This window comes from Paraliobacillus sp. JSM ZJ581 (genome assembly GCF_044383835.1).
Classification (GTDB): domain Bacteria; phylum Bacillota; class Bacilli; order Bacillales; family Amphibacillaceae; genus Paraliobacillus.
Window position 1 is genome coordinate 105,587 of record NZ_JBISEP010000004.1, and the last position, 14,682, is coordinate 120,268.

A 14,682-nucleotide genomic window follows, 5' to 3' on the forward strand; every position below is an offset into this window, starting at 1 on the left:
ACCTATTTTTTGATTCTTGTCAAAAAGGGTACGAAACTTCTGTCCCAAAAATATTTTATTGAGCATTTATCTTGAAACTGAGATATTTATTTAGTATTATTTATTTAGAAGTCGAGATAATAAGTGCAATACTACTCGATTTGGGTTATTAGGTTAAGTAGTCTAATGATAAAAAACAAAGGAGAGATATATTATGGTAAAAGTAGCAGTTGTATATTACAGTTCAACAGGAATTAATTATCAATTAGCAAATTGGGCGGAAGAAGCAGCAAAAGAAGCTGGTGCAGAGGTTCGGCTAGTTCGTGCACCTGAGAATGCTCCGGAAGCAGCTGTTGCATCGAACGAAGCATGGAAAGCGCATATTGAAGCTACAAAAGATGTTCCTGAAGTAACTTCTGATGATCTTGAGTGGGCTGATGGTATTATCTTTAGTGTTCCAACTAGATTTGGTAGTATACCGTCCCAAATGAAATCAGTAATTGATTCACAAGGAGGACTTTGGGCTTCTGGAAAAACAGTGAATAAAGTAGTAACTGCGATGACTTCCGCTTCTAATTCACATGGTGGTCAAGAAGCAACATTACTTAATTTGTATACCTCGCTGATGCATTGGGGTGCAATCATTGTACCTCCAGGCTATTCTGATCAGTCTGTTTTTGCTGTAGGTGGTAATCCTTATGGAACAAGTGTTACTCAAGGGCAAGATGGAAAGATGGTCGAGGATGCTGAAGCGGCTGTCAAACATCAGGCAAAACGATTAGTACAAACAACTAAAAAAATAGTAAATGGATAGAAATTTTTAAAAAGAGACTGGGACATAAGTAAAAGGTGATTATCAAAAGACGAATTTTAATTCTGAAAAGAAGAATTAAAATTCGTCTATTTGTTTGGAGCAACCATTTAGCTGCGGAAAGGGAGTGCATTTCCACAGCGGCGTTTGTTCTGCTACATTAAAATAAATGTTCGGATTTTCTCTTTAGAAATGTTGTTTTGTCCTAGCCTTTTTTTATAATCCAACATGTAGTGCCTTTTTGAAAATGTAATGAGATATTTCATAAATCCCTATTAAAATTTGAAATTAAAACATGGAAGAGGCGATCTTGCGAAAGAATAAGCGTGTTTGGTAGAATAACTAGAAAAAGGTCGACCAGTATTTATTTATCGATCTTTTTCCATGTTGTAATAAATAGAACTTTTTTTAAAAAAGTTCTATTTTAGTCCTCGTATTTGGTAGAATATATAGTAGTTGAAGCTAGGAGTGGTTAATTTGACAAATGCAGATCGTTTTATTATTGCGTTTAATAAAATAGAAAAGTTTTTTGATAAAGAAATAGCTGAAAAAAAATACATACCCTTTTATCGTGCTGTCCAACGTTTACGTCATACGAATTCAGTAGTACAAAGGTACAAGGATGATTTGCTGGAGTTTTCAGAATTGCGTAATGCAATTATCCACGAAAGAACAGAGACACATTATGCTATTGCAGAACCTCATGATCAAATTGTGATGCAAATTGAAAAAATTGCTCAAGAACTTACTGCTCCAAAATTGGTCATTCCGACTTTTTCAAAACATTTATATATGCTAGATGGAAGGGATACGTTTGAGAAAGTATTACATAGTATTAAACAAACTAGTTATTCACAATTCCCAGTTTATCGCAACGAGCAATTTGTTGGTTTACTAACAGATAAACAGATAACTCAATGGTTAGCTAGAAACACAAATAAAACTTTTGAAACACTATTGAACACTCAAATATTGGATCTAATTAAAAGTGATCGAGATGTAAGGAATTATGTGTTCATCAATCAACAAATGACAATTTATGAAGCAGAAGATATATTTCTTAAGCAATTAAAACACAAAAAACGATTGGATGCTTTACTAATTACAGAAACAGGGAAGCAAACAGAACAATTATTAGGAATGGTCACGACAAATGATTTAATTCATATACCATAAGCTAGCGGTGATACATGAGAGATAAGTTGTTTACTCTAGCGTGTAATCATTCATAATATCCAACGTATAATTGTTTTATTTTTTCTTCAAATGGTTTTAATGGTACGATTCTTGCTCCACGATAATATTCTTTTCCTTCAACAAAAACTAATATAACTGGTACCGTGAAGATAGAGAAAGCACCTGCAACTTCAGGAACTGCGTCAGCACTAACTTGTGTAGTTGAAATCTTAGGGTACTTTTCCATAATTGTTTCAATTTGCGGCAATAAGCTATGACACACACTGCATTGCTTTTTTGAAATATAAACGAGAGAAACATCGTTTGCTTGAATAAATGTATTTAGTTGCTCCATCGATTTGATTTTGGTAAAAGCAGTCATGAAAATTCACCTCAAAATGTTATCATTATTACAATTAAATCATATTTAAATTATTTTTCATACTATTTTAAACTAAACAGCTATTAATATTTTTTGGAAAAAGTCGATATAAGTATAGAAATGAAATTTTATTGTAAGGAGATACATACATGAAGAAGCTTATACAGTTTAAATCTTTACGTACAAAGATATTAGTTGGTTTTCTATTTTTAGTTCTACTTATTTTAGGGTATAGCACATTTACTATTATAACCAATTATAAGATGGAATCGAGTATAGAAGGTATGACAGAACAAGATTTACAAACATTACTAACTGATGAAGAGTTAGTATTTAATGTTAATGAGCGTATCGGTTTAGCTAGGGGATATGTATTATATGGCGATTCTAGTTATCTAGAACGATTTAATGAAATTACCGAGGCAAGCAAAAAGATAGAAGAAGAAATCGCAAAGGATTCAAGTTTGAAAGAATTGAATCAACTTGCTGAGGCATCAGCTGAATGGCAACAACAATTAGAAAGAAACGTGTTTGCTGAATATAAGAGAGGTAACGAAGAAAAAGCAGCTAATTATTTAAAGAACACAGCAGAGCCTGTAGCACAAGAAATTATGGCCGATTTCAAAAAACATATAGATGAAAGAGAAGATATTATTGTATCAAATGCAAATGGAATTTTAAAAAGCTTTGAAATGGTTAACTTAGTTGGGTTTGTAGTTGCCGTTCTCATATTATTTGCTGCAATAGCAACAGGGATGTATGTTGCACGTATTATTACAAAGCCAATTAAAAAAGTGAAAGAGCGGATGGTAAGCATTGCATCTGGTGATTTACAAGACGAACCGCTAGAAATACATACAAGAGATGAAGTTGCAGAGCTTGTAGATGCAATGAATAGTATGCAAGCTAAAATAAAAGAAATTGTTAGTGAAATTCAATCTGTTTCAAATACTGTCTCTACTCAAAGTGATCAATTAACACAATCATCTGATCAAGTGAAAGAAGCAAGTGAACAAGTTGCTGTTACTATGGAAGAACTTTCGAGAGGTTCAGAATCTCAAGCGAATACAACAAGTGATATCTCTACTTCTATGAGTGAGTTTGCACAAAAAATTACCGAAGCGAATAAGAAAGGCGAAAATATTTATCATTCTTCTAAAACAATGACAGATTTAGTGTTTAATGGGAAACAAGAAATGGATAGTTCCATTCAACAAATGGCTAAAATTTATCAAGTAGTTTCAGATGCTGTGACCCAAGTGAAAGGGTTAGACGAGCAATCAAAAGAGATTACAAAACTAGTCAATGTAATTAAAGATGTAGCGGAGCAAACGAATTTACTAGCGCTAAATGCAGCCATTGAGGCAGCGCGTGCTGGGGAACATGGTCAAGGTTTTGCTGTAGTTGCTGATGAAGTGAGAAAGCTAGCAGAACAAGTAGCTAACTCTGTAACAGACATTACTCGGATTGTAACAACCGTTCAAACAGAAACAGACCAAGTGACCACATCATTAGAAGGTGGACATAAAGAAGTGGAAACAGGAATGAACCAAGTTGTAAATACGGGTGGTATTTTCGAGCAAATTGATACTGAATTACAGACACTAGCATCGGAAATTAAAGATATATCGAGCAATCTGTCTGATATTAACAATAACAGTGAACAAATGAGTAGTGGATTAGAAGATATAGCTTCTGTTTCGGAAGAATCGGCAGCTGGAATTGAACAAACTGCAGCATCTATACAAGAAACTAGCAGTTCGATGGAAGAAGTTGCGAATAATTCTAATAAACTAGCAAAATTAGCAGAACAGTTAAAACTACTAGTCAAAAAATTCAAACTTTAATTTAGTAAGTAAAATCCGATCAGATGGTCGGATTTTACTTATGCAAATAAATCGTATTTATTTGCAAAGACAAAAGTGTCATAAAAAATTTAAAATTATTTTTTTCTGCATTTCTACCTATATGAATAGTTTGATAAAAGGTTAGCAAGATAAGACTATCTTAATTGCGGCTAAAAATTAATTCATGTATAATTTTATTGTGCTTGCATGTTATTTGTAATAAAACTATGTGTGTGTAGTGTATAACGGTAGAATAAGGTTTTTAATTTTTGAGGAGGTATGGGTTCTTGTCATTCTTACATATAGCAATTATAGCCCCTTTTTTATTTGCGCTAATAATCCCGTTTTTTTATAAAAAAATTTCAACCATTCATACGGGGTGGTTCGTGCTAGTTTTACCGACTGTGTTATTTGTTTATTTATTTACATTTATTCCAACAATGGCAGATGGTGGGGTAGTAACACATCTTCTGAATTGGGTCCCGTCTTTAGGGATTAATTTCAATATCCATTTAGATGGTTTAGCATTATTATTTGCATTATTAATCACTGGTATTGGTGTCTTAGTTGTTTTATATTCTATCTTCTACCTGGATAAAAACAAAGAATCACTACATAATTTTTATTTTTACTTATTAATGTTTATGGGAGCAATGTTAGGTGTAGTTCTTTCTGGGAACTTAATGGTTTTATATGTGTTTTGGGAGCTAACTAGCCTTTCGTCAGCGTTACTCATCGGATATTGGTACGATCGGGAAAAATCTCGTTATGGTGCTCAAAAGTCGATGTTAATTACAGTCTCAGGCGGTTTTGCAATGCTTGCTGGTTTTTCTTTACTTTATGTAATGACTGGCACATTTACTATAACTGAGATCATTGCACAAGCTAGTGTTGTTGCTGAAAGCAGCTTATTCGTTCCTGCAATGTTGTTAGTCTTAGCAGGTGCATTTACAAAATCAGCACAGTTTCCGTTTCATATTTGGTTACCTGATGCAATGGAGGCCCCGACACCCGTAAGTGCTTATCTACACTCTGCCACGATGGTGAAGGCAGGTATTTATTTGGTTGCTCGTCTAAGTCCTGTGTTTTCTGGTTCATCTGAGTGGTTTTGGCTTGTCTCAGGATTTGGGTTGTTCACATTACTATGGGGATCCTTTAATGCCGTACGACAAACAGATTTAAAATCAATCTTAGCTTATTCAACAATTAGCCAACTAGGTATGATAATGAGTATGCTCGGTGTAGGATCTGCCGCAGCCTTTTATGGCTATAAAGCTGGATTTACTGCTGCGACGATAGCTGCGGTTTTCCATTTGATTAACCATTCTACCTTTAAGGGTAGTTTGTTCATGGTTGCAGGTATTGTCGACCATGAAACGGGAACAAGAGATATTCGGAAACTTGGTGGATTAATGACTTTTATGCCGATTACGTTCACGATTGCCGTTATCGGTGCCTTTTCCATGGCAGGAATTTATCCGTTCAATGGGTTCTTGAGTAAGGAAATGTTCTTAGAAAGCATGTTGCATGCAACAGATATTACTAGCTTCAATATGCAGTCGCTTGGGGTGTTATTCCCAGTCATTGCATGGGTTGCAAGTGTATTCACATTTGTTTATAGTATGATACTTGTATTTAAAACGTTTAGAGGAAATTATCAACCAGAAAAACTGGAGAAAAAACCACACGAAGCACCTATTGGTATGTTAATACCACCGATTATATTAGCAAGCCTTGTTGTATTTTTTGGTTTTTTCCCAAATGTACTATCAAATACGATTATCGAACCAGCAGTGAAGGCAATCTATCCTGCATCATTAACTGGAATAGACAACTTTGATATTCATATTAAGGCGTGGCATGGTTTTAATTTTCCACCATTGTACATGACGCTTACTATTATTGCAGTTGGTATAGTGATGTATTTAACATTAGCTAAATGGAAAAAGATCTATGCGTTTTTACGTTTGCATAAAAAAGATCCGATTAATTATATATATGACGGTTTCTTAGACAAATTAGTTTCGGGTTCAGCTAAAGTAACCAATTTTCAAATGACAGGGTTACTTCGTGATTACTTCGTTTACATGAATGTATTCTTAATTGCTTTAGGATTCTATACGTTATATCATTTCAATGCATTTGCTATTGATACAGCAAATGTTGCGCCGATACCGATCTACGTATGGCTACTTGTAGGCGTAATCGCTGCTGCTGCACTTGTAGTGCCATTCATTAACAATCGTGTTGCAGCGATTATCTCTGTTGGGTTTGTAGGTTTTCTCGTTGCGTTATTCTTCGTTATGTTCCATGCGCCCGATCTTGCATTAACCCAATTGCTTGTCGAAACAGTAACAACAGCATTATTCTTGTTATGTTTTTATCATTTGCCAGAGTTGCGAAAAGAGAAGTCCAAGCCAACTTTTAAATGGGTGAATGTGTTCATTTCTTTAGGCGTGGGTTCATTGGTAACAACGATGGCACTTAGTGCAATGGAATTTGGAAATAAAAAACCATTTGAGGCTATTTCTAATTACTTCATTGAAAATTCACATGACCTCGGTGGCGGTGATAACGTCGTTAACGTTATTTTAGTTGATTTTCGTGGAATGGATACAATGTTGGAAATCCTTGTGCTAGGTATCGCGGCACTAGGTGTTGTAACTTTAATCAAATTAAGAATGAACGGAAAGGAAGATGTATAAATGAAGAATAATCTATCGTTGCATACTATTGCTCGAATTGCAGTTTTTATCATTCTTTCCTTTTCCATATATTTATTGTTTGCGGGTCATAATAATCCTGGGGGAGGATTTATTGGTGCATTAATGGCGGCAGCATCCATTGTTCTTTTATATATCAGTTTCGATTTAAAGACGATTAAATCGGTGCTCCCATTTTATTATCCTTATTTTATAGCTACTGGTTTAATACTAGCGATGGGAACTGGAGTAAGCAGTGTGTTTTTTGGTTACCCGTTCCTAACTCAGTTTTTTAAGTATGCAACTTTACCAATCTTAGGAGAGGTTGAGTTAACGACTGCATTGGTATTTGATATTGGTGTATTCATCGTCGTAATTGGAGTTGCTTTACTGATTATTACAACGATTGCGGAGGATGATGCGTAATGGAAATTTTGATTGCTGTTTTAATTGGTATCTTGTTCTCGGTTGCAACGTATTTAATATTAACGAAAAGCTTATTTCGAGTTGTACTTGGAACAGTATTACTATCCCATGGTGCACACCTCCTTATTTTGACGATGGGTGGTTTAGGCGGAGGGTCTGCGCCATTGTTAGGTGAAGAAGCTGCTAGCTATACAGATCCTTTACCCCAAGCGTTAATATTAACTGCAATTGTTATAAGCTTTGGTATGACTGCGTTATTATTAGTAATGACCTATCGAACGTATAAAGTACATCAGACAGATGATTTAGATCAATTAAGGGGAAGATCAGATGAGTAACTTTTTAACGCTACCAATATTATTACCGATGTTCATCGGAACTATATTGATTTTTCTAGCAAAAAAACATAGGATTCAACGAATAATAGCAGGGGTCAGTAGCTTAGTGTTATTGGGCATCGCTCTCTATTTAGCATATGCTGTATATCAATCTCCAGATCAAATAATTAGTTTAGAAGTTGGAGACTGGCCAGCACCGTTTGGCATTGTATTAGTAGCAGATATGTTCGCTACTATGATGGTTATCTTATCAAGTATTGTAGGAGCGGTTTGTTTATTTTTCGCTTTTAAAACGATTCATAGTGACCGTGAAAAATTTTACTTCTACCCTTTCTACTTTTATTTGCTTACAGGTGTGAATGGTGCATTTTTGACAGGAGATTTATTTAATCTATTTGTATTCTTTGAAGTAATGCTAATTTCATCTTATGTTTTGATTGTGCATGGTGGAACTGGCTATCAATTACGAGAATCTTTTAAATATGTAGTAATGAATATGGTTGCTTCTGCATTCTTCCTTGTCGCTTTAGCATATCTATACGCTACTACTGGAACGTTGAATATGGCACATTTAGGTGAGCGTGTCGCTGCACTTGGTCAAGAAGGTATTCTAAATGGTATTGCGATTATTTTCTTGTTTGTCTTTGGTGCAAAAGGTGCATTGTTTCCTTTATACTTTTGGCTGCCGAAATCATATTACGGCCCACCAGCTGCGATATCTGCACTATTTGGTGGATTGTTAACGAAGGTCGGTATTTATGCGATTATCCGAACATTCACTTTAATTTTTGTTCATAATCCATCTTTTACACATACTATTATTTTATTTTTAGCAGCTGCAACGATGTTCTTTGGCGTATTAGGAGCTGTGTCACAATTTGACTTCAAACGCATCTTATCGTATCACATTATTAGTCAGGTTGGATACATGGTGATGGGGCTAGGTGTCTTTTCTCCACTAGCGATTGCAGGTGCAATCTATTACATAGCCCACCATATTATTGTAAAATCAGCTTTATTTCTTTTTGCGGGTGCAACAGAAAAAATTACCGGGACAACAGATTTGAAGAAAATGGGTGGATTATTAAAAACACACCCATGGCTCGGCTGGTTATTCTTCATATCTGCTATGTCTTTAGCTGGTATACCACCATTAAGTGGTTTCTTTAGTAAGTTTGCATTAATATTGGCAGCTATAAGAGAACAAGATTATTTCATTGTAGCTGTAGCACTTGTAGTAGGTGTGTTAACTCTCTTCTCCATGATGAAAATATTTATGTACGCTTTCTGGCGTGAGCCAATAATTAAAGAAGAAGATATTGATAAAAAAGAAATGTTTGGATTACTAAGACCTATTATACCGTTAGTAGTATTGACAATAGGTTTAGGAATTCTTGCAGAACCCATTTTTACTTATTCTTTAGGAGTTGCTGACCAAATTCTTGATCCAGCAAATTATATCCAGGCTGTATTAGGTAAATAAGTAAATCAATCGAAAAAAATTTGTAATACAAAAAAGCTTTCATCATCATTTATATACTGAAATGCTGGGCTTTTCTAATAAAGGGGTAGTGCTATGGCTTTGCAAATTTTATTAAACTTAAGTTTAGCTCTTATTTGGATGTTATTATCTAACGAATATTCATTTGGAACATTTTTAGTAGGATACTTTCTTGGTGTAGTATTATTATATCTGTTCCGAAGCTTCCTTAAAGTGGATATTTATTTTTCCAAGGTAGTTGCTTTTGCTAAATTAGTAGTAGTTTTTATCAAAGAGATGATCATTGCAAATATAAATGTAGCTAAAATTGTATTATCTCCTAAAATGACTGCTAAACCTGGTATTATTGCATATCCAACTGAATTAAAATCTGGTATTGAAGTGACATTACTTGCCAGTTTAATTACGTTGACACCAGGTACACTCGTCATGTCTTTTTCAGATGATCAAAAAGTATTGTACATCCATACACTTGATATTGATAATAAAGAGGCTGTTATTGCAGGAATAAAAGAAACATTTGAAAAAGGAATTTCGGAGGTGACTGATTAATGCTTGATACGGTTGCTTGGATAGTGTTAATTATATTATCGGTTGCTATTCTCCTCTGTTTTGTTCGAATGATAAAAGGACCAACGATGTTTGATCGCATTGTAGCACTAGATTTGTTAGGCATAACGATGATTGGATTCGTTGGAATGCTTATGATCATTCAAAATACACTTATTTATACGGAAATTTTACTTGTAATAGGGATTTTATCGTTCGTTGGGACAGTAGCATTATCTAAATATATGGAAGGAGGGGTTGTCATTGACCGAGATAGTGATTAGTTTTTTTGTTTTAGTTGGTGCATTATTTACATTGCTAGGTGCTGTTGCAATTATTCGTTTGCCAGACACTTATACAAGAGTAAATGCTGCAACGAAAGCATCGACGTTTGGAGTTATTGGCTCAATGATTGGCCTCTTTATCTTTTTTGCATATACACATGGTCAAGTGAGTGGTAAAGTTATTCTTACAATTGTTTTTGTATTTATTACTGCACCAATTGGTGGCTTTATGATGGCAAGATCAGCCTATCATGCTGGTGTGCGAATTTGGGATAATAGTGTTCGAGATGACCTTAAAGAAGATATGAAAAAACAAACAAATGAATCTCAGTAATAGCAAAAACTGCTTAAATAGTTATAGCAACTTTTTAAGCAGTTTTTTTTGGTTGTACAATATATGACGTTAGTGAGTAAAAAACTCACTAACGTCATTTTTAAATTTAACATTGAAGTGATGGTGAAATTTTTACTTAACATCTATAAAAGAAGAGGAATAATTTTTGTTGCGCTGCGGAAATAGGCTTGCTTTCCGCGGGCACGGCCTCAGCTAACTTGGTAAAGTAATGGTGTAAGAGTGTCTATTAAATTGGGTTTCAATCATTCGTAGCGAAAACAGAGCAGGAGTGTTCGATAAATCGAGTTTATCGATCGTTTGAGGCTAGAAAATCGGGAGGAGTGTTCGAAAAATCGAGTTTATCGATCGTTTGGGCCCAGAAAATCGGGTGGAGTGTTTGATAAATCGAGTTTATCGATCGTTTGAGACCAGAAAATTGTGTGATGTGTTCGAAAAATCGAGTTTATCGATCGTTTGGGCCCAGAAAATTGTGTGATGTGTTTGATAAATCGAGTTTATCGATCGTTTGGGCCCAGAAAATGGGGTGGAGTGTTCGAAAAATCGAGTTTATCGATCGTTTGAGACCAAAAAATCGGGTGGAGTATTCGAAAAATCGAGTTTATCGTTCATTTGGGCCAGAATATTCGTCCAAGTGTTCAATACAATGGATTTAATAAACACTCTTGAAAGTAAAACTAGTGAAAATGTCTGTTAAACATTATTTATAATATAAGTTTAATAAAAGAGATCGTGGAGTGAAAATCACACCACCACATTTTACAGAGAACTTAATTTTTTTGCTCATATTGGTGTTGAAATCAGGCTCATTTGAAAAAAACGCAAACAAATAAGCCCTTAAATATTTTAAAACTCCGACTAGCAGAAGGAGAAATTTCAGAAGAAGAGTACGAGCGTTTAAAAAATAAATTAGACGAATAGACCACTTTTATAGCTTTTTCATTCTTGATGATAGTATATTATCTAATATAGTAATGTTATTTATTTGATTGGGCATAAATTATTTGAGTTTTACCTCTTGACAAAATACCTATCGGGGTATATATTTAAAGCAAGCTGTTTAAAACAGTTTATTTTTTAGGCATCTTTATACCCGTATAGGTATTAAAACTATTTAAATGGAGGATTATCAAATGAATCAAATGAAAGTGTACACAACGACTTCATGTCCTTATTGTGTTATGTTAAAAAATTATTTGTCAGATCAAAACATTCACTTTGAAGAGGTCAATGTTGAAAAAAAACCAGAAGCAATGCGCTATGTTGTTGAATCAACAGGTCAAATGGGCGTCCCTCAAACGGAAGTGAATGGAAAATGGGTTGTAGGGTTTGACCCAAACCAAATTATGGACGCATTGAAAAGTAATTAATCGATTAGGTGCTAGTACATGTTGTACACGCACCTACTTTTATGGGTGAATAATAAACAAAAGTGTTTGATAAGTATATAAAGGAGGATGCATGATGACTATGAAAGCAATGACACCAGGTCAAGTAACAAAAAAAATTATTAACAATGAAAAATTATTTATTTTAGATGTGAGAAATCAAGACGCTTTTGAAGATTGGAAAATAGAAGGACATCAATTTGAGTATTTAAATATTCCATATTTTGAATTAATTGATGGAGTAGAAGATATTTTAGAGAAGTTACCTAGAGATAAAGATATTTTAGTTGTTTGTGCTAAGGAAGGCTCTTCGGTAATGGTTGCAGAAATGCTATTAGAAAAAGGATTAGATGTTTTTTACCTTGAAGGTGGAATGAAAGCGTGGAGTGAACATTTAGAGCCAGTAAAAGTAGAAGACTTGAATGGTGGTGGGGAGCTATACCAATTTGTTCGTATTGGAAAAGGTTGTCTCTCTTATATGGTGATTTCAGATGGAGAAGCAGCTGTTATTGATCCGGTTAGGATGGCAGATGTTTTCATTGATTTTGCCAAAGAAAAAAATGTAACAATAAAGCATGTTTTAGATACACATTTACATGCAGATCATATTTCTGGAGGTCGTTTAATTGCAGAAAAAACAGGTGCTCTTTATTGGTTACCACCAAAAGATGCAACAGAAGTAACTTACTCATTTGAGCCTTTAGAAGATAGTCAACTAATTCAAGTAGGTACATCAACAATTGATATACAGGCTTTATACACACCAGGTCATACAATTGGATCAACTTCTTTTATTATTGATGATACTTACTTATTAACGGGTGATATATTGTTTATCGATTCTATTGGTCGACCTGACCTTGCAGGAAAAGCAGAAGATTGGGTTGGAGATTTAAGAAATAGTTTGTATTCCAAATATAAACAGCTTTCAAATGAATTAATGGTATTACCAGCACACTTTATGATTATTGATGAATTAAATGAGGATGGAACAGTTGGTAAAAAACTAGGAGACCTATTTAATGAGAATCATGGTTTAAATGTAGATAATGAAAAAACATTTCGTCAAATGGTAACAGAAAATCTACCACCCCAGCCAAATGCGCACCAAGAAATTCGCGAGACAAACATGGGTAAGATCACACCAGATACAGACAAACAACGCGAAATGGAAATTGGTCCTAACCGTTGTGCAGTAAGGTAGTACAAATAACTGCGTTAGAGAAGAGGATGTGTTGTCTCTTCTCTAACATTAAGGTAACGGGTATAGGAGTGAATAAAAGATGGAGATAACGATTGGATTTGTCGTAATAGTATTTCTAATTGGTTTTATAGGTTCATTTCTTTCGGGTATGCTAGGTATAGGCGGTTCAATTATCAAGTATCCAATGCTATTATATATTCCCCCACTATTTGGGTTAGTGGCATTTTCTGCCCACGAAGTATCAGGGATTAGTGCGGTTCAAGTCTTTTTTGCCACGATTGGTGGGGTGTGGGCTTATCGTAAAGGTGGCTATCTAAACAAATCATTAATTTTATACATGGGTATCTCGATTTTATTAGGTAGCTTAATTGGTGGTTATGGTTCAAAATTCATGCCTGAAACATCAATCAACTTTGTTTATGGAATACTTGCATTGTTGGCAGCTGGCATGATGTTTATTCCTAAAAAAGGGGTAGATGATACCCCGTTAGATCAAGTTTCTTATAATAAGCCAATTGCTGCTAGTTTAGCATTTATTGTAGGAATTGGAGCAGGTATTGTAGGAGCTGCTGGAGCATTTTTATTAGTTCCAATTATGCTTGTTGTATTAAAAATACCGACAAGAATGACGATTGCATCTTCATTAGCCATTACGTTTATTTCTTCCATAGGTTCAACAATTGGAAAAATAACAACAGGTCAAGTAGCGTATATACCAGCGATCATTATGATCATTGCTAGCCTCATCGCCTCACCTTTAGGAGCACAGGTGGGGAAAAAAATGAATACGAAAATTCTTCAAACAACGCTAGCGCTGTTAATTGCTTTGACAGCAGTGAAAATTTGGCTAGATATAATAAGTTAAAAAAATAATTTAAATACCTGTACAGGTAATGGTATGTTGTGTATAATGTAACATGTAGGAGGAATTATAATGGCAGAAAAGAAAAAAACAACGATTGTTTTATTTAGTGGAGATTATGATAAGGCAATGGCTGCATATATAATTGCAAATGGCGCAGCAGCTTACGATCATGAGGTTACTATTTTTCACACCTTTTGGGGACTAAATGCATTGCGAAAAGATAATCATCAACCAGTTAAAAAAGGTTTACTTGAATCTATGTTTGGTAAAATGATGCCTAAGGGTACAGCAAAAATGGGGCTATCAAAAATGAATTTCTTCGGTTTGGGTAAATTGATGATTAACAAAGTAATGAAAAAGCATAATGCGATGGAATTGCCTACGTTAGTAGATATGGCAAGGGAGCAAGATGTGAAGCTTATTGCTTGCACAATGACAATGGATTTATTAGGCTTACAAAAAGAAGAATTATTAGATGAAATTGAATATGGTGGCGTTGCAGCATATATTGGTGACGCAGAAGACGGCAACGTTAATCTATTTATTTAATATAGGGGGGTAACAATGAAAGAAATAAGTGCTGATGCATTAGCAGAAAAATTGCAACAAAAAGAAAATGTTAATATTATCGATGTTCGTGAGGATTTTGAAGTAGCTGAAGGTAAGATTCCTGAAGCTAAACACATTCCGTTAGGTGAAATAGAAACACGTGTAAACGAATTAGATAAAAATGAGCATTACTATTTAATTTGTCGTTCAGGCGGAAGAAGTGGAAATGCATGTAGCTTTTTACAGTCACAAGGCTATGATGTAACAAATGTAACTGGTGGAATGCTTGCATGGACTGAAGAAGTTAAGTAAAAAAATATTATTATTTA

General features: G+C 34.6%; 17 protein-coding genes. 16 read left to right on the forward strand and 1 reads right to left on the reverse strand.

Annotated elements, in window-relative coordinates; all coding sequences use genetic code 11:
* Positions 1-193: 193 nt before the first annotated feature.
* Both wrbA and ACH6CY_RS04220 read left to right on the forward strand, forming a co-directional pair.
* Complete coding sequence (gene wrbA, locus ACH6CY_RS04215; protein WP_374066016.1) at positions 194-793, forward strand: NAD(P)H:quinone oxidoreductase; 600 nt, start codon at positions 194-196, stop codon at positions 791-793.
* Between the two features lie 465 nt (positions 794-1,258).
* Entirely contained in the window at positions 1,259-1,966 is a 708-nt protein-coding gene (locus ACH6CY_RS04220) for a CBS domain-containing protein (protein WP_374066067.1), read from the forward strand.
* A gap of 46 nt (positions 1,967-2,012) precedes the next feature.
* Here the strand turns inward: ACH6CY_RS04220 and ACH6CY_RS04225 are convergent, their stop codons facing one another.
* Complete coding sequence (locus tag ACH6CY_RS04225; RefSeq protein WP_374066017.1) at positions 2,013-2,348, reverse strand: thioredoxin family protein; 336 nt, start codon at positions 2,346-2,348, stop codon at positions 2,013-2,015.
* Positions 2,349-2,497: 149 nt separating this feature from the next.
* Here ACH6CY_RS04225 and ACH6CY_RS04230 point away from each other — a divergent pair, with 149 nt between their 5' ends.
* The 14 genes from ACH6CY_RS04230 (at position 2,498) to ACH6CY_RS04295 (ending at position 14,665) form a co-directional block, all read left to right on the forward strand.
* On the forward strand, positions 2,498-4,195 hold the full coding sequence (locus ACH6CY_RS04230) for a methyl-accepting chemotaxis protein (protein ID WP_374066018.1): 1,698 nt from the start codon (positions 2,498-2,500) through the stop codon (positions 4,193-4,195).
* 287 nt (positions 4,196-4,482) lie between these two features.
* Positions 4,483-6,900, forward strand: a complete 2,418-nt coding sequence (locus tag ACH6CY_RS04235) for a Na+/H+ antiporter subunit A (RefSeq protein WP_374066019.1) — start codon at positions 4,483-4,485, stop codon at positions 6,898-6,900.
* Positions 6,901-7,323, forward strand: a complete 423-nt coding sequence (locus ACH6CY_RS04240; protein ID WP_374066020.1) for a Na(+)/H(+) antiporter subunit B — start codon at positions 6,901-6,903, stop codon at positions 7,321-7,323.
* A complete protein-coding gene (locus ACH6CY_RS04245) occupies positions 7,323-7,661 on the forward strand; it encodes a Na(+)/H(+) antiporter subunit C (protein ID WP_374066021.1) in 339 nt (112 codons plus the stop codon). Before ACH6CY_RS04240 ends, ACH6CY_RS04245 begins: the two co-directional genes overlap by 1 nt.
* Positions 7,654-9,144, forward strand: coding sequence for a Na+/H+ antiporter subunit D (locus ACH6CY_RS04250; RefSeq protein WP_374066022.1), 1,491 nt, complete (start codon positions 7,654-7,656; stop codon positions 9,142-9,144). Before ACH6CY_RS04245 ends, ACH6CY_RS04250 begins: the two co-directional genes overlap by 8 nt.
* Positions 9,145-9,237: 93 nt before the next feature.
* Positions 9,238-9,714, forward strand: coding sequence for a Na+/H+ antiporter subunit E (locus tag ACH6CY_RS04255; RefSeq protein ID WP_374066023.1), 477 nt, complete (start codon positions 9,238-9,240; stop codon positions 9,712-9,714).
* Entirely contained in the window at positions 9,714-9,995 is a 282-nt protein-coding gene (locus ACH6CY_RS04260) for a Na(+)/H(+) antiporter subunit F1 (RefSeq protein WP_374066024.1), read from the forward strand. The genes ACH6CY_RS04255 and ACH6CY_RS04260 overlap by 1 nt, the downstream gene beginning before the upstream one ends.
* Positions 9,976-10,329, forward strand: coding sequence for a monovalent cation/H(+) antiporter subunit G (gene mnhG, locus ACH6CY_RS04265; protein ID WP_374066025.1), 354 nt, complete (start codon positions 9,976-9,978; stop codon positions 10,327-10,329). The genes ACH6CY_RS04260 and mnhG overlap by 20 nt, the downstream gene beginning before the upstream one ends.
* Positions 10,330-11,157: 828 nt before the next feature.
* Positions 11,158-11,268: an SHOCT domain-containing protein gene (locus tag ACH6CY_RS04270; protein ID WP_374066026.1), complete on the forward strand. Its 111-nt coding sequence runs from the start codon at positions 11,158-11,160 to the stop codon at positions 11,266-11,268.
* 212 nt (positions 11,269-11,480) lie between these two features.
* Positions 11,481-11,717, forward strand: a complete 237-nt coding sequence (locus ACH6CY_RS04275) for a glutaredoxin family protein (RefSeq protein ID WP_374066027.1) — start codon at positions 11,481-11,483, stop codon at positions 11,715-11,717.
* A gap of 94 nt (positions 11,718-11,811) precedes the next feature.
* Positions 11,812-12,939 carry an MBL fold metallo-hydrolase gene (locus ACH6CY_RS04280; RefSeq protein ID WP_374066028.1) on the forward strand — a complete coding sequence of 376 codons (1,128 nt, stop codon included), beginning with the start codon at positions 11,812-11,814 and terminating at the stop codon, positions 12,937-12,939.
* A 79-nt stretch (positions 12,940-13,018) separates the two neighbouring features.
* Positions 13,019-13,804 (forward strand): sulfite exporter TauE/SafE family protein, encoded by a 786-nt coding sequence (locus ACH6CY_RS04285; RefSeq protein WP_374066029.1) that lies wholly within the window; start codon positions 13,019-13,021, stop codon positions 13,802-13,804.
* Positions 13,805-13,873: 69 nt separating this feature from the next.
* Complete coding sequence (locus ACH6CY_RS04290; protein ID WP_374066030.1) at positions 13,874-14,353, forward strand: DsrE/DsrF/DrsH-like family protein; 480 nt, start codon at positions 13,874-13,876, stop codon at positions 14,351-14,353.
* Positions 14,354-14,368: 15 nt separating this feature from the next.
* A complete protein-coding gene (locus ACH6CY_RS04295; protein WP_374066031.1) occupies positions 14,369-14,665 on the forward strand; it encodes a rhodanese-like domain-containing protein in 297 nt (98 codons plus the stop codon).
* The last annotated feature ends 17 nt before the right edge of the window (positions 14,666-14,682 follow it).